The organism is Desulfosarcina ovata subsp. ovata (genome assembly GCF_009689005.1).
GTDB lineage: Bacteria > Desulfobacterota > Desulfobacteria > Desulfobacterales > Desulfosarcinaceae > Desulfosarcina > Desulfosarcina ovata.
The window spans coordinates 2,420,290-2,439,978 of the sequence record NZ_AP021879.1 but is presented as its reverse complement, the minus strand read 5'-3'; the positions used below and the strand labels follow the sequence as shown (position 1 = coordinate 2,439,978).

15 protein-coding genes are annotated in these 19,689 nt (G+C 58.0%); 5 read left to right on the top strand and 10 right to left on the bottom strand.

Annotated elements, in window-relative coordinates; translation table 11 throughout:
• Positions 1-14: 14 nt before the first annotated feature.
• Positions 15-1,574, bottom strand: coding sequence for a sigma-54 interaction domain-containing protein (locus GN112_RS11030; RefSeq protein WP_155310263.1), 1,560 nt, complete (start codon positions 1,572-1,574; stop codon positions 15-17).
• 332 nt (positions 1,575-1,906) lie between these two features.
• Here GN112_RS11030 and GN112_RS11025 point away from each other — a divergent pair, with 332 nt between their 5' ends.
• Positions 1,907-2,695: a hypothetical protein gene (locus tag GN112_RS11025; RefSeq protein ID WP_155310262.1), complete on the top strand. Its 789-nt coding sequence runs from the start codon at positions 1,907-1,909 to the stop codon at positions 2,693-2,695.
• A gap of 83 nt (positions 2,696-2,778) precedes the next feature.
• Here the strand turns inward: GN112_RS11025 and dtd are convergent, their stop codons facing one another.
• The 8 genes from dtd to GN112_RS10985 all read right to left on the bottom strand — a co-directional run bounded on the left by dtd (position 2,779) and on the right by GN112_RS10985 (position 13,854).
• Positions 2,779-3,219, bottom strand: a complete 441-nt coding sequence (gene dtd / locus GN112_RS11020; protein ID WP_155310261.1) for a D-aminoacyl-tRNA deacylase — start codon at positions 3,217-3,219, stop codon at positions 2,779-2,781.
• A gap of 12 nt (positions 3,220-3,231) precedes the next feature.
• Positions 3,232-5,523 (bottom strand): Tex family protein, encoded by a 2,292-nt coding sequence (locus GN112_RS11015; RefSeq protein ID WP_331457521.1) that lies wholly within the window; start codon positions 5,521-5,523, stop codon positions 3,232-3,234.
• Between the two features lie 56 nt (positions 5,524-5,579).
• Positions 5,580-7,871, bottom strand: coding sequence for a type I DNA topoisomerase (topA, locus tag GN112_RS11010; protein ID WP_155310260.1), 2,292 nt, complete (start codon positions 7,869-7,871; stop codon positions 5,580-5,582).
• The gene (gene dprA, locus GN112_RS11005; protein ID WP_155310259.1) at positions 7,864-9,027 is read right to left on the bottom strand and encodes a DNA-processing protein DprA; all 1,164 of its coding nucleotides are present in this window, start codon (positions 9,025-9,027) and stop codon (positions 7,864-7,866) included. Before dprA ends, topA begins: the two co-directional genes overlap by 8 nt.
• Positions 9,028-10,062, bottom strand: coding sequence for a protein translocase subunit SecF (gene secF, locus GN112_RS11000; protein ID WP_155310258.1), 1,035 nt, complete (start codon positions 10,060-10,062; stop codon positions 9,028-9,030).
• A gap of 55 nt (positions 10,063-10,117) precedes the next feature.
• On the bottom strand, positions 10,118-11,668 hold the full coding sequence (secD, locus tag GN112_RS10995; protein WP_331457520.1) for a protein translocase subunit SecD: 1,551 nt from the start codon (positions 11,666-11,668) through the stop codon (positions 10,118-10,120).
• A gap of 174 nt (positions 11,669-11,842) precedes the next feature.
• A complete protein-coding gene (gene yajC / locus GN112_RS10990) occupies positions 11,843-12,205 on the bottom strand; it encodes a preprotein translocase subunit YajC (RefSeq protein ID WP_155310256.1) in 363 nt (120 codons plus the stop codon).
• A 149-nt stretch (positions 12,206-12,354) separates the two neighbouring features.
• Positions 12,355-13,854 (bottom strand): Rne/Rng family ribonuclease, encoded by a 1,500-nt coding sequence (locus GN112_RS10985; RefSeq protein WP_155310255.1) that lies wholly within the window; start codon positions 13,852-13,854, stop codon positions 12,355-12,357.
• 344 nt (positions 13,855-14,198) lie between these two features.
• Between GN112_RS10985 and leuS the strand changes: the two genes are divergently transcribed.
• A complete protein-coding gene (gene leuS / locus GN112_RS10980) occupies positions 14,199-16,796 on the top strand; it encodes a leucine--tRNA ligase (RefSeq protein ID WP_155310254.1) in 2,598 nt (865 codons plus the stop codon).
• A gap of 16 nt (positions 16,797-16,812) precedes the next feature.
• Complete coding sequence (gene lptE, locus GN112_RS10975) at positions 16,813-17,328, top strand: LPS assembly lipoprotein LptE (RefSeq protein ID WP_162458875.1); 516 nt, start codon at positions 16,813-16,815, stop codon at positions 17,326-17,328.
• Positions 17,329-17,411: 83 nt separating this feature from the next.
• Here the strand turns inward: lptE and rpsT are convergent, their stop codons facing one another.
• On the bottom strand, positions 17,412-17,675 hold the full coding sequence (gene rpsT, locus GN112_RS10970; RefSeq protein WP_155310252.1) for a 30S ribosomal protein S20: 264 nt from the start codon (positions 17,673-17,675) through the stop codon (positions 17,412-17,414).
• 109 nt (positions 17,676-17,784) lie between these two features.
• Here rpsT and murJ point away from each other — a divergent pair, with 109 nt between their 5' ends.
• A complete protein-coding gene (gene murJ, locus GN112_RS10965) occupies positions 17,785-19,392 on the top strand; it encodes a murein biosynthesis integral membrane protein MurJ (RefSeq protein ID WP_155310251.1) in 1,608 nt (535 codons plus the stop codon).
• The gene (locus GN112_RS10960; RefSeq protein ID WP_162458874.1) at positions 19,389-19,688 is read left to right on the top strand and encodes a septum formation initiator family protein; all 300 of its coding nucleotides are present in this window, start codon (positions 19,389-19,391) and stop codon (positions 19,686-19,688) included. Before murJ ends, GN112_RS10960 begins: the two co-directional genes overlap by 4 nt.
• Position 19,689: the final 1 nt, after the last annotated feature.

The following is a 19,689-nucleotide window of genomic DNA, read 5'->3' as shown; positions in this document are numbered from 1 at the left end:
GGGACAAGGTAAAGCTAATTTTCTGTTGATTTTCTTCTTTTTCCGAACGCGATGCCATGTTTGCGCATGCGATGCCTGAGTGTACTGGGGTTTACGCCTAAACGGCCGGCAGCTCCATTTGGGCCATTGATTCTGTTGTTACACAACAAGAGAACCTTTTCGATATGATTCCGCATCACTTCATCCAGGGTTAGCACGTCTTGTTCGAGATTGGGGCATAGAGGCTGGCCTTGCCGATGCGGCCTGCTGATATCATCAAAAATGAGTCTCCCATTGGGAGCACCAGCTAAAGCGTGCATGAGCGCCCTCTCAATTGAATTCTCCAACTCCCTCACATTCCCAGGCCAATCATGTTTTATTAGTTTTTCCATTTGAATCGGCGAGATCGTCGGATGAGTTCGAATTCTCATCTCGCGGCACTTTTTTTGGACGAAGTGCTTGACCAGAGCCGGGATATCGGCTTTTCGATGTCGCAGCGGCGGGATCGTTATGGGAAACACGTTGAGGCGGAACCACAAATCTTCTCTGAAGGATTTTTCAAGGACCATCTGCTGCAGGTCCCTGTGTGTGGCGGAAATGATACGAATATCCACCTTGATTGGGTCCCTGCCTCCAACCCGCTCAATGGTTCTGTCCTGAATGACGCGTAAAAGCCGTGTTTGTGCAGAAAGGGGAAGATCGCCAATTTCGTCGAGAAAGACCGTGCCACCATGAGCCCTTTCAAACCGTCCTCGGCGTGTTGTTCCGGCGCCAGTGTAAGACCCCTTTTCATGACCGAAGAGTTCGCTGTCAATCAGGTTTTCGGGTAACGCGCCACAATTGACTTTTATTAGTGGACCGCTGTGCCGCAGCGAAGAATAGTGAATTGCATTGGCGATGACCTCCTTGCCCACACCGGTCTCGCCCAAGAGCAACACATGGCTATCCAATGGGGCCACTTGGCGAACCATTTCCATGATGGGTTTTAATCCATACTCTTCACCAATGACTTCGGCTCCTGAAATCTGGCGTAACTCGCTGGCCAAGTAGCGGTAGTCATCGGATAGCTTCTTCTGTAGGCGCAGGACTTCCTGGTGCTTTAAGATGTTTGCAATGGCAATGGAAAAAGGATCGTGTAAGAGTTCCAGCAAGCGAGCGTGTTCTTTGCGAAACAAGTCTCGTCCCCGCGCTGAAATCACAAGTTCACCGAAACTTTTTCCGGCTATTTTCAGGTGTAGCAACAAAAAGCAAAGGGGATGCTGTTTGGCTTCCAATTCAACCTGTTTTGCAACTGGTTGCATTTCCGACCGGTTAATCATGCTAACCACCGGGCCATAACGACCTGTTTCAACAAATAGTGCGGCTTCTTTGGATAACTTGGCCGGATAACGCAATGGCGTTTCGGGATAGATACTTGCAGAAGCAATATTGCGAAGCATCCGGTTTTCCGGCTCGTATGTATTTAAATCCAGGCTTTCAGCGGGCATGAAGTTCTCAATATACTTGCGGATATCTGCCAGCATGGTTTTTGCGTTAAGGGTACCGCAGATTCGTTTGGACGCTTGGTGGAAGAACTCCATATCATTAATGGTCACAGCTCCCCTCCCCATATCTGTCGCATGTGACATAAAATCGGAAAAATATCATATATGACAAAAATTTTTGGCGTAAATGATAAAACTTGTCAATTATTTTTCTAACCCATTTGTATTAATAGTAAATATTTTTTGGCACGCATCTCGCTGGATGTATGCCCAACAATAGAGACGTAGTGGAAAATGTATCGCACGTCCAGGTTTGCGACACACACACACACACACACACCCAGTGTGTGAGCGTGGACGTTCCCATCGCAACGTGCGCCACGCTGGGCATACATCCATATCGAATCGGTAGGCACAAAAGGGGAATCACGGAGGCAATCTACATGGGCAAATATTTTGTATGGTTTCTGGCCATTACCGTTTTAGCGCTTTTTGTTTTTAAAGAGATTGGGAGCGCTGAGGATCAAGCGAGACAGTTTTGGTGGTCTAACATTTCTTATCAATATGACATAGAAAGAGAATTTGTCACATTGACGCCTGAATTTGAAACCAACAATTTGCCATTTGACTTGGAGCTTTATGGGTTCATTGATTTTACGGGTGACCATGGTCACGATGAAACCCATCTGAAAAACCATTGCGGAAGTTTCGACCTATTCAAGCCTTTGAACACATTTGGTATTGCCGAGGATAACGTTGTCCTGCATATGTTTGATGTGGCCATGGAATATAATATAGATTCCTTTACGGATGATCGCTGTTATTTCGGCTTCCGTTGGCGAGGTGCCAGAACTTTTGGAGGTATGAGCAAGTTTCTTAATAGAATCCATGCAACTTTTGACATTACCGTCTATCTGGCTCGCACGGATGGTCGGCAAGGACATAACTGGTGGATGATTTCTCCTTACCTAAAAATTCCATTTAGTATCGGGCGGGTAAACTGCTTTTCCAGTACATGGTGTGACATAGACGTCGATAACCCATTGAATGAATACCGCCATGATAGCGTTTCAGGACAAAGCATGCTCGGAGTCAATATTTGGGAACAACTATATGCCTTTTGCGAGGTTAAATATGAGGATTTTCAGGTACCTTTTGATGATGCCTTCGGGATAGGTTTTGGCCTCATGTGGCAGTGGTACTTTGAGAAGCCAGAATCTTTAACAAGATAGCGCTGCTATTGACGCTTCTCGCGCCTTGTGCGCCGGGCGCCTCGGCAAACTCGGTGCGTCACCGTATTTACGAACAGGACCACTTAGCGGCTCTGCACCAGCAGGGTGACCGGACCGTCGTTTTCGATGGTTACCTGCATCATGGCGCCGAAGCGGCCGGTGGCGACATCGACCCCCAGCGCGCGTACCCGGTCGACAAAGGCGCGGTAGAGGGGTCTGGCCCGTTTCGGCTCGGCGGCATGGACAAAGGAGGGGCGCCGGCCTTTGCGGCAGTCTCCCAAAAGGGTGAACTGGGAGACCACCAGCATCCCACCGCCCGTGTCGATCAGCGAGCGGTTCATTTTGCCGGCATCGTCTTCGAAGATGCGCAGATTGGCGATTTTGGGTGCCAGGTAGTTGACGTCCGTCTCGTCGTCGCCGTTGGCCACACCGAGAAGCACGTTGAGGCCCGGTCCAATGGATCCCACCAGCGATCCGTCCACCGTGACGTTGCTTCGGGTAACCCGTTGTACCACCGCGATCATGATCGGCTCCGTTTATCGCCGGTTCGCATTTTTAAAGGCCTCGGCAAAGGGGTTGTTAAACGGCTTGGGGCCGGCTGGCTTGCCGCTGCCCTTTCCCCGGGGGGCGCGATCGGCCGGTCGCTTTTTGCCGGCCGGCGCCGCTTTTTTCTTGGGCGCCGGCTTTTCACCCGGTCGGCTGCGCATGGAAAGCGAGATACGCTTGCGCGGCAGGTCCACCTCCAGCACGCTGACGGTGACTTTCTGCTGCACGCTGACCACGTCGGCCGGGTTTTTGACGAACCGGTCGCAAAGCTCGCTGATGTGCACCAGGCCGTCCTGATGCACGCCCACATCCACAAAGGCGCCGAAATTGGTCACATTGGTGACGATGCCGGGCAGCTTCATGCCCGGCTGGAGATCCTGGATGGTGGCAACGTTTTCGTCAAAGGCGAAATGTTCGAAGGGCTCGCGCGGGTCCCGGCCCGGTTTGGCCAGCTCCTCCAGGATGTCGGTAAGGGTCGGCAGGCCCACGCTGTCGGTCACGTAGCGTTTCAGGTCGATTTTTTTACGCAGGCCGGCGTCGTTGATCAGATCGGCCACCGTACAGCCCAGATCGTCGGCCATGCGCTGGACCACGGCGTAGCTTTCCGGATGGACCGCACTGGCATCCAGCGGGTTGTCGCCGTTTTTAACGCGCAGGAAGCCGGCGCACTGTTCGAAGGCCTTGGGTCCCAGCCGCTTGACTTTTTTCAGGGTGTCGCGGCTGGCGAAGGCGCCGTTTTCGTCTCTATAGGCGACGATGTTTTTGGCCAACTTCGGTCCCAGGCCGGAAACGTAGGTGAGCAGCTGGACACTGGCCTGGTTGACCGCCACCCCCACGCCGTTGACGCAACTGACCACCACGTCGTCCAGGGCGCTCTTGAGGGCGAACTGATCCACATCGTGCTGGTACTGGCCCACGCCGATGGATTTGGCGTCGATCTTGACCAGTTCCGAAAGCGGATCCATCAGGCGGCGGCCGATGGAGACCGCCCCGCGCACGGTCAGATCATAGTCGGGGAACTCCTGGCGAGCGATTTCCGAGGCCGAGTAGATCGAGGCGCCGCTCTCGTTGACCATGATCACCGGCAGGGTTTTGGCATCGATGGTTTTTTCCACAAAGGCCTGGGTTTCCCGGCCGGCCGTGCCGTTGCCCACGGCCACGGCCTCGATCGCGAATTTTTGGCACAGATTCCGGACGGTCTGGGCGGCGGCCTCGGCCTGACGCTCCGATCCGTGGGGATAGATGGTGTCGTTGTGCAGCAGTTTGCCCTGGCGGTCCAGGCAGACGATCTTGCAACCGGTGCGATAGCCCGGGTCGATGCCCATCACCCGTTTGGCCCCCAGGGGCGAGGCGAGCAGCAATTGGCGCAGGTTGTCGGCAAAAACGCGGATCGCTTCGGCATCGGCGTGCTCCTTGAGGCTTACGCGCACCTCGGTCTCCATGGATCGGGAGAGCAGGCGTTTGTAGGCATCCTGGGCCGCCAGGCGTACCTGCCCGGAATCAGGGCCGTCGCCCTTGATGAAAAGCGTTTCCAGGATGGCGATGGCCGGCTCGGCCTCGGGGGCGATGGAGAGGCTCAGGATATCTTCCTTCTCACCGCGGCGCATGGCCAGGATGCGGTGGGAGGGGGCCGTGGACACCGGTTCCGACCATTCGAAATAGTCCTTGTACTTGGCGCCCTCGGTTTCCTTTCCGGCAACCACCTGACTGCGAATCACTGCCTTTTCAAAGAAAAGATCGCGCACCCGGGAGCGGGCCTGCTGATCCTCGTTGATGGTTTCGGCAATGATATCACGGGCACCGGCCAGGGCATCCTCGATTGTCGCGACATCTTTTTCCGCATCCACATAGTCCGCGGCCAGGGCTTCCGGATCGCTGCCGGCCTGTTCGAAAATGGCAGTGGCCAGCGGTTCCAGCCCCTTTTCGCGGGCGATGGTGGCGCGGGTGCGGCGTTTGGGCCGGTAGGGCAGGTAGATGTCCTCCAGTTCGGTCATGGTCCCGGCGGCCAGGACCTGATCCTTGAGTTCGTCGGTCAGATGGCCGTGCTGCTCCAGGGAGCCGAGGATCGTCTCCCGGCGGCTGTCCAGATCCTGCAACTGGGTCAATCGGTCACGGATGGTGGCCACGGCCACCTCGTCCAGGCTGCCGGTGGCCTCCTTGCGGTAGCGGGAAATGAAGGGCACAGTGGCCCCGTCTGCGAGCAATTGCGCCACGGCGTCGATCCGTGCCGCCTCCAGGTTCATCTCGGCGCTGATCGTGCCGATGTGGGAACGATTTGTCACTGGTCACCTACGTGGGTTGGTTTAAAATCTATCAACGCCAACGGCCTTGCGGCGGATTATTTGCCATCGCCTTCACCCGCTGGCTCCTTGTGCTTGCATTCCCGGTTGGGGCAGACGATCATGGTGCCGTCCCGCTTGGTGGTCTTTTCGACCATGTAGGCGTTGCCGCAGGCGGGACAGGCCTTGGCCACCGGCTTGTCCCAGCTGGCGAAACTGCACTCCGGGTATCGGTTGCAGCCGTAAAAAATCTTGCCCCGCTTGGACGATTTTTCCACGATTTCGCCGTCGCAACCCGGCTGTGGGCAGGGCACGCCGGTGGCTTTGGCGCTGCCGCCGCCGTTGAGCGACTGGGTGTGTTTGCATTCCGGATACCCGCTGCAGGCCAGAAAGTCGCCGTAGCGCCCGCGTTTGATCACCATGGGCTTGCCGCATTTGTCGCACACCTTGTCCGTAGCTTCGCTCTGAACCGGTGCCACCGGGGCGATAACGCCTTTTTCATCCCGCTCGTAATCACTGGAGTAGGTACACTCCGGATAACCGGAGCAGGCCAGAAAATGGCCGTTCTTGCCCATTTTGATGCGCAAGGGGTTTTTCTTGCACAGGGGACAGGTCAGGCCCGTGGGCATGCCCACACCCTTGACGCTGAGCATGCCTTCAACAGCTTCGGCCAGTTTTTTGCTGAAGGGGCCGTAAAACTGGTTGAGGATGGCCAGGGATTCCACCTCGGCCTGTTCCACGCGGTCCAGGTCGTTTTCCATGCGGGCGGTGAACTCCACATCGAGAATCTCCGGGAAGCTGGCGATCAGCAGATCGTTGACGATGAAGCCTAGCTCGGTGGGCCGGAAATAGCCCTTAAGCAGTTCCACATAGCCCTTGTCACGAATGGTGGAGAGAATGGCGGCATAGGTGCTCGGCCGGCCGATGCCGTTCTCCTCCAGTTCCTTGACCAGCGAGGCTTCCGAAAAACGGGGCGGCGGCTGGGTGAAGTGCTGTTTGGGCACGATGCCCAGTGGCGTCAGGACCGATTTTTCCTCGAGTTCGGGTAGGGTCTGGCTGCCCTTGCTGCGTTCGGCGTCATCATCGGCGCTCTGGTAGACGGCCAGGAACCCGGCAAACTTCACCGAAGAACCGCTGGCGGTAAAGGTGTAGTCGCCGGCGACGATGGAGAGGGTCTTCTGGTCGATCAGGGCCTGGGCCATCTGCGAGGCCATGAAACGTTGCCAGATCATGGTGTACAGGGCCATCTGGTCCTTGGACAGGTAAGGTTTCAGCTTTTCCGGCGTATGGTAGACCGAGGTGGGCCGGATGGCCTCGTGGGCATCCTGGGCCTTGTTCTTGTTCTTGAAAAAACGCGGTTTTCCGTTGGAATAATTCGGTCCGAACCGCTCGGTGATGAGCTGAAGGGCTTCCTGGGCGGCCTCGTCGGCGATGCGCGTGGAGTCGGTTCGCATATAGGTGATCAGGCCGACCGGCTCACCAGGTCCCAGATCGATCCCTTCGTAGAGCTGCTGGGCGATCATCATGGCCTTTTTGGCCGAAAATCGCAGTTTGCGGATCGCCTCCTGCTGCAGTTTGCTGGTGATGAACGGGGGCAGGGGGTTGCGCCGGGTGGTGCGTTTGACGATTTTGTCCAGTACAAACGGGGCATTTTCCAGATCCCGCAAGATCGCCGTGGCGGCGGCTTCGTCGGGAATTTCGATTTTTTTGCCGTTCTTGCGGGCCAGTTTGGCGTCAAAGGCGGGCGGCTGGCTGCCCTTCAGGCTGGCCGTGATCGACCAGTATTCGACCGGCTCGAAGGCCTGGATGGCCCGTTCGCGATCACAGATGATGCGCACGGACACCGACTGCACCCGGCCGGCGCTGAGGCCGCCCTTGACCTTGCGCCACAACAGCGGCGAGATCTGGTAGCCCACCAGGCGGTCCAGGATGCGGCGAGCCTGCTGGGCCTCGTATTTGTGGCGGTCCAGATCCTGGGCCGCCTGCATCGATTCGAGAATGGCCTTTTTGGTCAGTTCGTGAAACAGCACCCGGTGAAACCGGCGGCCTTTCTTTTTGAGCACCTCGGCCGTATGCCAGGCAATGGCTTCCCCTTCCCGGTCCGGGTCAGGGGCCAGATAGATATCCGTGGTGTCCCCGGCAGCGGACTTCAACTGGCTGAGGACCTTGGATTTTCCGGGAATGGTGCGATATTGGGGGGTGAAATCCTTCTCGATATCAATCCCCAGGTTTTTGCTGGGAAGATCCTTGATATGCCCGACGGTGGCGGCGACGTTGTAGTCGTTGCCCAGATACTTTTTAATGGTTCGGACTTTCGTGGGTGACTCTACGATCACCAGGGGTTTACTCACTGCTTACCTCTTGGTTGTTGTTGCGTGTTTTTCCGGGCCGCCAGCGGATGCCGGGCACCCGGCAGAAACGGTTGCCGGGTGTCTGATGGGCCGCCCCCTTGATTTCCAGTTGAAGCAGCAGGCCGGAGAGGCGCCCTACCGGCAGGGCCAGCTTGCGGGCCAGGTCATCGATATGCACCGGCTCGGCGTCGAGCTTATCCATAACCATGGCCTCCTCGTTCGTCAACTCCACACACGGTGCTGCCGCCGTCGACGGGGTGGCCGGTGCGGAATGCCCGAGATGGCTAAACTCGTCCATAATATCCCCGGCGTGAACCACCAGTTTGGCGCCCTGTTTGATCAGGCTGTGGGTGCCCACACTCTTAAACGAATGCACGTTACCGGGAACGGCGAAGACGTCCCGGTTCTGTTCGGCGGCCAGGCGCGCGGTGATCAGGGAGCCGCTGCGTCCGGTGGCCTCCACCACCACCGTACCATGGCTCATCCCGCTGATGATCCGGTTGCGGGCGGGAAAATGGTGGGCATCGGGACCGCTGTGCAGAGCGAATTCGCTGATCACGGCACCGTTTTCGGCGATGCGGTGGAACAGCCGTTCGTTTTCTTGCGGATAGATCCGCGCCAGACCGGTTCCCAGCACGGCAATGGTGTTCCCACCGGCGGCAATGGCACCGTTGTGGGCGGCGGTGTCCACCCCCCGGGCCATTCCGCTGACGATGCAGACCTGTTGCCGGGCCAGATCCATGGCCAGACGGCGGGTGGTGGCGATTCCGTAATCCGTGGCGTTGCGCGATCCGACCATGGCGATGTTCAGCCCGCCTTCCCGCAGGGTGCCGTAAACGTAAAGAAAAGGTGGCGGATCGGGGATCTGGCGTAACAGCGGGGGGTATCCGGCGTCCGTCAGGGTCACGATCCGGTAGCTCTTTTGGCGGACGGACGCCAACTCGCGTTCAATCGCATCCGAGACCGCATCGGGTGTTCGGTGGCGGACAATGCTGGCGGCCAGGCGGGGGGACACCCCTTGAACCGCCGTAAGGGCTGCCGGTTCGGCGTTCAAAACATCCTGAGGAGAACCGAAGTGCTCCACCAGCCGCCGATACAGCAGATTGCCAACCCCGGGGACGCTTTTGAGGGCGAACCAGGGCCGCAGCTCCGACATCTATTTTCTCCGGTTCTGCCAGGCCAGCAGAATCGGACTGGCCACATAAACAGATGAATAGGTTCCGACCATCACGCCGACCAGCAGTGCGAAGGAGAAATCGTGGATAATACCGCCTCCCAGGACAAACAGGGCGATCACCACGATCAAGGTGGTACCCGAAGTGAGAATGGTGCGGCTCAGGGTCTCGTTCACGCTCTTGTTCAAGATCGTCATCATCGGCTCTTTGTGATATTTACGCAGGTTTTCACGAATCCGGTCGAAGACGATGATCGTGTCGTTCAGGGAGTAGCCGATGATGGTCAGCAGTGCGGCCACGATGGGCAGGGTGAACTCCTTGTCGAAAATCGAAAACACCCCCACGGTGATCGTCACGTCATGAATCAGTGCCACGATGGCGCCCATGGCATATTTGAATTCGAAAAACCAGAAAACGACCAGTGAGACGATCAGGGCGGCCAGCATGAGAAAGGGAATCGACACGTTGAACAGCGAGAGCAGGTAGACCGCGGCCATGATGGCGGCAGCCACGATGGCGCTTTTGCCCCATTTCATTTCAAAGCGTCCCGAAATATAGACGGTGATGAAGAGCAGTGAGTAGAACATGGCAAAGAGCGCTTTTTCGCGCAGATCCTTGCCCACCTGGGGACCGACCATCTCCACGCGTCGAGTCTCGGCGTCCACGCCGGTGGATGCCTTGAGGCCCGTCTCGATTCTCTCGGCCAACCCCTCCACGGCGGTGGTGGCGGTGTCGGTGCGAATGAGATATTCGTGGTCGGCCGCATGACCGAACTGCTGCACGGCCGAAGCGGTCATGTCAATAGTTTCCAGGCCGCTCTTGATGCGGTCGATGGTGACCGCTTTCGCAAACTTCACCTGGACCAGGGTGCCGCCGGCAAAGTCGATACCGTAGCGGGGCCCCTGGTTCACGATCAGGGTGACGATGCTGACGGCGATCAACAGCAGGGAGATGGTGAAGGCGATTTTGCGTTTGCCGACAAAGTCGATATTGATACCGGGTTTGATAAACTGCATGAATCGGTTCCTCGATGGTGGTTTTGCGCATCCGGACGGTTCGGGACACCTGGCGTTAAATGCTGATGGTGCGAATTTTCCGATGGATCAGAACATAATCGAATACGGCGCGGGTGAGCACCAGGGCGGTGAACAGGCTGGCCACCACACCCAGGCTCAGGGTGACGGCAAAGCCCTTGACCGGCCCGGTCCCGAACTGAAACAGCACCAATGCTGCGATCAATGTGGTGACATTGGCATCCAGAATGGTCAGTGTGGCCCGGTCGTAGCCGGCATCGACAGCGGCCCGGGGCGTTTTGCCCAGGCCCATTTCCTCTCGGATGCGCTCAAAAATCAGTACGTTGGCATCCACCGCCATGCCGATCGTCAGAATGATGCCGGCGATGCCGGGCAGGGTCAGGGTGGCACCGAAGATGGCCAGGCCGCCGGCAATGAGCAAAATGTTGAGGATCAGGGCGAAATCGGCGATCAGCCCGGACGCTTTGTAGTAGACGGCCATGAACAGCACCACCAGAATGCCGCCCACACACATGGAGAGCAGCCCCATGCGAATGGAGTCGGTTCCCAGAGAGGGCCCCACGGTACGCTCTTCCAGGATCTGGACCGGCGCGGGCAGGGCGCCGGCACGCAGCACGATGGCCAGGTCGCGGGCTTCGTTGGTGGTGAAACTGCCGGTGATGCGGGCTTCACCGCCGGCGATTTTTTCCTGGATCACCGGTGCGGAGTAGACATTGCCGTCCAGTACGATGGCCAGCCGCTTTTTGACATTCTCCGCCGTGATGCGCTCGAAGAGGCGGGCCCCTTTTTTGTCGAAGGTGATCGAGACGTAGGGTTCGTTGTACTGGCTGTCGATCTGTACCCTGGCATCGGTCAGGTAGGCGCCGGTCAGGGCCGTGCGTTTTTTCACCAGGAACGGGATTTTCTGAGTCCGGCGGGTGGCCGGATCTTCCTTGGTTTCGTAAAGGATCTCGCTGGAGGCGGGAACGTTCCCGTCCAGGGCAGACTGGACATCGTGGGTCTCGTCAACCAGTTTGAACTCCAGCAGGGCCGTTTTCCCGATCAAATCCTTGGCCCGCTGGGTATCCTTGATGCCCGGCAGCTGGACCAGGATGCGTTGTTCGCCCTGGATGCGGATGTCCGGCTCACTGACCCCGAACTGGTCGATCCGGTTGCGGATGGTCTCCAGGGCCTGGGCGACCGCCAGTTGGCGGATGCGTTCGATCTCCTTGTCGGGCAGGTCGAGCACGATATCCAGAACTCCGTCCTTGACCGTCCGATCGGCCACCCGGACGTCGCGGAACTCCTTGTCCAGCAGGTCGTCGAAACTGGCGATATTGGTCTCATCGGGCACTTTGACGGCAATTTTGATGCCTTCCACCCGTTCGAAAGCGAGGGTGCGGATGTGCTCTTTGCGGAGCATGTCGCGCATCTCCTGGGCCAGCCGTTCGACGGTGTTCTCTACCGCCTTGTCGGCTTCCACTTCCAGTACCAGGTGCATGCCGCCTTGCAGATCTAACCCCAGGTTTATTTTCTTATGGGGCCAAATACCGGGCCGGAAGGTCGGTATCACATAAATCACGGCGGCCAGGATTACCGCGGCAATCACGATGAGTCTCCACGAAAGATTCTTCAACGTTGTTTCCTTTCAATATCCACACGCCAAAGCCCCAGCTGCCGATTCAATCCGCTGCGGACAGCAGGACGGCCTGCGAATCGACGCGGGGAAAGATTCCGGTGACAATGGGGCTTTTTAAATTGAAAAAGGGAGAGCGGTTGGAGTTCAAGCGTTGCCGTTGTCGGCTTTCTTGTCCTTTTTGGTGGCTGCCTGGGGCGAGCCGGTCTGGACCAGTGCGGAGACGCTGCCCCGGTTCACCTTGACGCGCACCTTCTCGGCGATTTCCACGGTCAGGGCGTTTTCGGCAACACCGGTAATCCGGCCGTGCAGGCCGCCGGATGTGACGATGCGGTCACCGGTTTTGAGATTGTCGATCATCTGCCGGTGCTCCTTGGTTTTTTTCTGTTGGGGGCGAATCAGCAGAAAGTAAAAAATGACAAACATGAGGATCAGGGGAACGAACGATGCGAACCCTCCTGATGCTCCTCCACCAGCAGCTCCCTGTCCCATTGCAAAAGCGATATTCATCGGTATCAAAACCTCCTCATAGGATATTTCAGACCCGTACCGGAAAATCGGTTTCGGGTTTGATTGGCGATCGTCGAAAGTGGCGCAGATATACTGTAAATCACCCGTCCCGTCAAATGGTTCTTGGGAAGGGCGGCGTTGGTCACATCTTATGCCTGTGCGGGCGGATTCTCGACGGCCTTGGTCTTTTTATCGTAGGTGACCTCCACCTGCCCGGGGATCAGATCGTCCCGGGCGACAATGGTGATGATCACGTCCCGTTTGGATTCCAGATCATTCAGTTCCTTGCGTTTGCGGTTGAGCAGGTAGTTGGCCACCGCTGCGGGAAGCCGGGCGGAGACCTGGCGGACATCCTCTTTCAGGGTGTCGAGCTTGAGTTTGCGCAGAAAGCTCAGTCCCAGGGATTCCGCCGACGGTACCTGCCCCTTGCCGCCGCAGTGGGTGCAGGTCTGCATGCTACCGAAATCGATGGAGGGGCGCAACCGCTGGCGGGAGAGCTCCAGCAGGCCGAATTTGGAAATTTTCCCGATTTTAACCCTGGCGCGGTCCTGTTTCATGGCGGTGCGCAGGGCCTTTTCCACCTGGTTGCGGTGCTTCTGCTCGCGCATGTCAATGAAGTCGATCACGATCAATCCCCCCAAATCGCGGATGCGCAGCTGACGGGCGATTTCCGCCGCCGCTTCGAGGTCGGTCATCAGGGCGGTCTCTTCGATGTTTTTTTTCTGGGTTCCTTTACCGGAATTGACGTCAATGGCAACCAGAGCCTCGGTACGTTCAAGGACCACCGAACCGCCCGATTTGAGCGTGACCCGGTTGTTGAAAATGGTGGCGATCTGATCTTCCAGCTGGAAACGGGTGAAGATCGGTTTGTCGGATTTGTGCAGCTTGACGATGCCGGTCTGTTTGGGGGAGATGATTTTGACGAAGTTCTTGACTTCCTGGTGAACCGCTTCATCGTCGATCAGGATCTCTTTGATGTCCGGGGTGAAGTGGTCCCGAATGGAGCGTACGGCCAGGTTGCGGTCCTTGTAGAGCGCGGACGGCGCAGGGGCGTTGACCGCCATGCTGGTGATGTTGTTCCACAGGCGCAGCAGGTACTGGACATCCTTGGACAGCATGGTCTTGGTACACCCCATGCCGGCGGTGCGGATAATGATGCCGAACCCTTCGGGCAGATTGAGTTTGTCCACGATCTCTTTGAGCCGTTTGCGTTCGGTTTCGTCCTCGATTTTGCGGGAAATGCCGCGGCTGCTGCTTCCCGGCATCAGCACGGCGTAACGGCCCGGCAGGGAGATGAAGGTGGTCAGCATGGCCCCTTTTTTCATGATCGGGTCCTTGGTCACCTGGACCACCAGCTCCTGGCCGCGGCGGACCAGGTTCTGGATGCTGTTGCCGGTTGCCGGTGGATCCTGGAAATAGTCGCTGTGGATTTCCTGCTTCTGCAGAAATCCGTGTCGCTCGGCCCCAAAGTCCACGAAGACCGCCTGAAGGCTGGGTTCGATGCGGGTGATCACGCCTTTGTAGACGCTGCTGTGCAGGATTTCCCGGGCCGCGCTTTCGATGTGAAATTCTTCCAGGCGGCTCTCCTTGACGATGGCGAGGCGAACTTCTTCGGGGTCGACTGCATTGATGAGAATTTTGCTGGTCATTCGCTACTGGTTGGTATCCTGTTAAAGGTTGCGGGTTATTAAATTTGCTTGAATAATCAATTGTTATGGGCAAGTCAACGGAATTTTGGACAATTCCGAAAAAAGCACCGCGATTCCGCCCGGTTTAGGCAGGCGGAGGCCGCAGGGCGATTGCATTTGGACGTATTCTGATCGGAAACCCACCGCCCCGATTCAATCAATGCCAAATGGTAAATATAAATAGTTAAATGCGATTGCCCTGGCGGGGCCCGGAACGGCTCTTGATCTTTACCCGGCTTTATGGCATGACGAGGACTCTTGAAACCAGCAAAATCGACAATGTTCGCAAGAAGATAGGAAGATTCATGGATTCACGCTATCAACCCCAGGCAATTGAAACCAAATGGCAGGACCGCTGGCAGGCCGACCAGTTGTTCAAGGTGAATGAGGCCTTGGGCCGCGAAAAATACTACCTGCTGGAAATGTTTCCCTACCCGTCCGGCAAGATCCACATGGGGCATGTGAGAAATTACACCATCGGCGACGTGGTGGCCCGCTACAAACGCATGCGCGGATTCAATGTGCTGCACCCCATGGGCTGGGACGCCTTCGGCATGCCGGCGGAGAACGCCGCCATTGCCAATCGCACCCATCCGGCCCAATGGACCTATGAAAACATCGCCACCATGCGGGCCCAGCTCAAACGCATGGGCTTTTCCTACGACTGGGATCGCGAACTGGCCACCTGCCGGCCGGAATACTACCGCTGGGAACAGTGGCTCTTTCTTCAAATGGTCGAGCGGGGCATGGCCTACCGCAAGGAGTCCTATGTCAACTGGTGTGAGCCGTGCCAGACCGTGCTGGCCAACGAACAGGTCGAGGCCGGCATGTGCTGGCGCTGCGGCAAACCGGTGCGCCAGAAAAAATTGTGGCAGTGGTTTTTCAAGATCACCGATTTTGCCGAAGATCTCCTGGTGCACTGCGACCTTCTGCCCGGCTGGCCTGACAAGGTCACCACCATGCAGCGCAACTGGATCGGGAAAAGCGTCGGTGCCGAAATCCGCTTTGGCGTGGAAAACAGCGACGCGATCATCAGTGTTTTCACCACCCGTCCGGACACGGTGTTCGGGGCCACCTTCATGTGCCTGGCGCCGGAGCACCCCCTGGTGCCGGAACTGGCCGCGGGAACCGCCCAGGAAGCGGCGGTGGCGGCGTTTGTCGAGCGCATTTCCCTGCAGGACCGTTCCTCCAAGGCCATCGAGAGCTACGAAAAGGAAGGGGTCTTTACCGGCGCATACTGCATCAACCCCATGAACGGACGGCGCATGCCGGTCTACACGGCCAACTTCGCCCTCATGGAATACGGTACCGGTGCGGTCATGTCGGTGCCGGCCCACGATCAGCGTGACTTCGATTTCGCCCGCAAATACGACCTGCCCGTCATCGTCGTGGTCAGCCCGCCGGGCGAAACCCTGGACGGGGCCACCATGGAGGCGGCCTACACCGCCGATGGCACCATGGTCAACTCAGGCGACTTCAATGGTCAGGGCAACCGCGAGGCCATTGAGGCCATCACCGGGTACATGGATAAAAACGGAATCGGTAAGAAGACGGTCAGTTTTCGCCTGCGCGACTGGGGAATCTCCCGCCAGCGCTACTGGGGCGCGCCGATTCCCATGATTCACTGCCCCGACTGCGGCATCGTTCCGGTGCCCGAGGCGGACCTGCCCATCGTGCTGCCCGAGGAGGCCGACCTGCTGGAGGGCGGCCGGTCGCCCCTGGCCGGTCTGGAGTCGTTCGCCAGGACCCGCTGCCCGAAATGCGGGCGCGAGGACGCCCGCCGGGAGACCGACACCATGGATACCTTTGTGGAGTCTTCCTGGTATTTCGAACGCTACTGCAGCCCGCGCTGTGAAACGGGCATGTTCGATCCGGCGGCCGTGGACTACTGGATGCCGGTGGATCAGTATATCGGCGGGGTGGAGCACGCCATCTTGCACCTGCTCTACTCGCGCTATTTCACCCGCGTGCTGGAAACCCTGGGACTGGTCCACTTCAAGGAGCCGTTTACGCGCCTGTTGACCCAGGGCATGGTGTGCAAGGAGACCACGGCCTGCCCCGAGCACGGTTTTCTTTTTCCCGAACAGGTGATCGATGGCGACGGTTCGGACCGCACCTGCAGCCAGTGCGGCAAAGCGGTGACCGTCGGCCGGGTCGAGAAGATGTCCAAATCGAAAAAGAACGTCATCGATCCCAATGTGTTGCTCGACCAGTACGGCGCCGACACCACCCGGCTGTTTTGCCTGTTCGCCGCACCGCCCGAACGGGATCTGGAGTGGAGCGAACAGGGCGTCGAGGGTAGTTTCCGCTTTCTGCAGCGCGTCTGGCGTCTGGCCGACCGCTGGCTGCCGCTGGTTGACGGCGCTGCCGGAAGATCCGCCGATCCCAAATCCCTGGACGGCCCGTTCAAGGAGCTCTACCGCAAGACCCACGAAACCGTCAAACGGGTGACCCAGGATATCGAAGAGCGCTTCCACTTCAACACGGTGATCAGCGCCGTCATGGAGCTGGTCAATGCCATGCAGGCTGTGGATGATGCGGCCCACCTGGACGAGGCGTCCAAGGCAACCATGGGCTTCGCCCTGGAAACCACCGTCCTGCTGCTCGCCCCCATCGTTCCCCATTTCTGCGACGAACTGTGGGAGGCCATGGGGCATGAGGGCAGCGTGCTGCTGTGCGCGTGGCCGACCTTTGATGAGGCGGCAACGGTCAAGGATGAAATCGAGATCGTGATCCAGGTCAACGGCAAACTGCGCAGCCGCTTTTCGGCCGCCCTGGATGCCGACCCGGAAACACTCAAGCAGACGGCCCTGGCCGATGAGCGGATCGCAGCGTTTATCGGCGGAAAACCGGTTAAGAAGGTCATTGCGGTGAAAAACAAACTGGTGAATGTTGTTGTTTAACTTATTGGAACTATTTATGAAAAACAGGTGGAAGCAAATCCTGGCAGCCGCATGCGTGGTGGTGTTGACCGCATGCGGCTATCATTTCTCCGGTGGCGGCAGCTTTCCGGGCGGGGTGTCGCGGATATTCATCACCATGCTGGAAAACCGATCGTCCGAAAGCGGTGTGGAGAGCATCTTTACCAATGATTTGATTTACGAGTTCACCCGTAAGCGAGAGGCGGCGATCGCTAAGAACAAGGCCTCGGCCGATGCGATTCTGTCCGGCACGATCAGTCTGTCCACCACCACGATTTCCCGTTCCAGCGTCTCCACCGCTGTAGAAAAACGGGTGGTCGGCACGCTGAACCTTCGCCTGGTCACGCCCGACGGGCGGACCTTTTGGTCTTCGGGCAGTCTGTCTGAGCAACAGGCCTATACGGTGGAGAAAGAAAATGAAACGGCAACGGATCAGAACGAGTCTGAGGCCATTGCCGAAGTTTCGGAAAAACTGGCTGAAGCCGCCTTCAGCCTGATGACGGATAATTTCTGATGGTGCTGCGGCCGGACCACCGAAATACAAACGGCAACGCGTCGGCGCTGCCGTTGGATCAAGACGGTCGTCGCCGGCCCGGATCAGGCCTGCTGGGCGTTGATCATTTTGGTCAGGCGGGAAATCTTGCGGGCGGCGGTCTTTTTGTGCAGGACGCCTTTTTTGGCTGCTTTGTCGATATCGGATTTGGCCGCGTTGAGGCGCTCAATGCTGTTTTCCGCGTTTTCGGCCACAGCGAGGCGCACATCTTTGACAGCGTTTTTTACCCGGGTCTGAACGGCCTTGTTCCGCAGGCGCCGCCGGTTGTTCTGAACGGCGCGTTTCAATGCTGATTTATGGTTTGCCACCTTCTGTTACTCCTTTCGGAAATTAATTGGAAAATACAAAACTTCCTGATAGCCAAAAAACTTGGGTAAGTCAAGGTTTTTTGTGTGATTCATTGATGGGCGGGAACTCATGAATTCGGATCCGTCTAACCCGGCCGGCAGGGAAAACCGCAGGGTCACCCGTGCTGCCGGGGTCGTTGGTGCCGCCACCCTGCTCAGTCGCGTTTTCGGTTATGTGCGCGACATGGTGGTGGCTTCCTTTTTTGGGGCCGGAATGGCAGCGGATGCCTTCATCGCGGCTTTCCGGATCCCCAATCTGCTGCGCCGGCTTTTCGGCGAGGGCTCGCTGAGTATCGCCTTTGTTCCGGTATTTACCGATGTGATGGTCAACGGTGACCGTGAGGAGGGGATCCGCCTGGCGATCAGCGCCATGAAACTCCTCTTCCTCGTGCTGCTGGGAGTGACCCTGGTCGGCGTCGTTGCCGCCCCCTGGATCATCCGCGTGGTGGCCCCCGGTTTTTCCCATCTTCCGGAGAAGATGGCCCTGACCGTGACCCTGACGCGCTTGATGTTTCCGTATGTGATCTTTATCGGGCTGGTAGCCCTGTGCATGGGGATCCTGAACGTCCTGGGCCATTTTGCCGCCCCCGCGGTGGCGCCCGTGCTGCTCAACCTGGCCATGATCGGTGCCATCGCCGCCGTCTCGCGCTTTTCCGATTCGGAAACCGTGCGCGTGCTGGGACTGGCCGGCGGGGTTCTTTTGGGCGGGGCTCTGCAGTTGGCCCTGCAACTGCCTTTCCTGGTGCGACACGGGGTGCGCTTCTGGCGTCGATCAGGATTGTGGCACCCGGCCATGAGGCGTGTCGGCCTGCTCATGCTGCCCACCATTTTCGGCGCGGCGGTCTATCAGATCAACATCCTGGTGGGAACGCTCTTGGCCTCCCTGCTGCCCGAAGGCAGTGTCTCCTACCTTTATTATGCCGATCGCCTGGTTCAGTTTCCGCTGGGAATTTTTGCTCAGGCCGCGGCCACGGCCGTTCTGCCCAGTTTGTCGCGACAGGCGGCCGGCGGCGACCATGCCGGCATGGGCGATACCTTCGGGCACGCCATCAGCCTGGTGTTGTTCATTACCATCCCGGCCATGGTGGGGCTGATTGTCCTGCGGTACCCCATTGTGGTACTTTTGTTCAAGCGCGGGGCCTTCGACGCCTGGACCGCGCGATTGACCTCCGATGCCCTTTTGTACTATTGTCTGGGGTTGTGGGCCTTTTCTGCCGTACGGATCGTGGTATCCACCTTCTACGCAATGCAGGATACCCGTACGCCGGTCAAAACGGCCACGATCTCCATTGCCGCCAATATCCTTCTGGGCATGGCCCTCATGGGGCCCATGAAGCACTGCGGACTGGCGTTGGCCACATCGCTCGCTTCCATGATCAATCTGGTTCTGCTGGTCTATGTGCTGCGGCAACGGATGGGGGCCATCCGCTGGCGGCGGATCGGGGTCAGTACCCTCAAAACCCTGGCCGCTTCGGCCATGATGGCAGGCGTTGCCGTGTGGGTGTGCCGGGCCGTCGCCCCGGATGCGGGCAGCGCCGGTGTAATCCGCCTGTTGGTGGCCATCGGCGCGGCCATTGGTGGCGGCGTTGCCGTTTTTGCCGCTGCCGCCTGGCTGTTTAAAATTGCCGAATGGCAAAAGGTGGCCGGATTGGTGAAAAGGAGCCTGACGCGATCATGAGCCTGGGGTTCAAATGTGTGGTTGGCGCTGCGGCCCTGGTACTGGTCAATCTGCTGTTGTGGATCGTTTTCGGCGACAAGGGGCGGGTCGAACTGTCGCGACTCAGGGCGCGTGAAGCGGCAATGGCGGCGGAAAACGAGACTCTTGCCGCAGAGAATGTCGATCTGTACCATACCATCGGCCGCCTGAAAAACGATCCGGTTTACATTGAACGGGTGGCGCGGGATGAGTTGGGCATGATCGGCAAAAATGACCTGATTATCATCCGTTCCGATATGGCTGGGCGGGAGAAGTAAA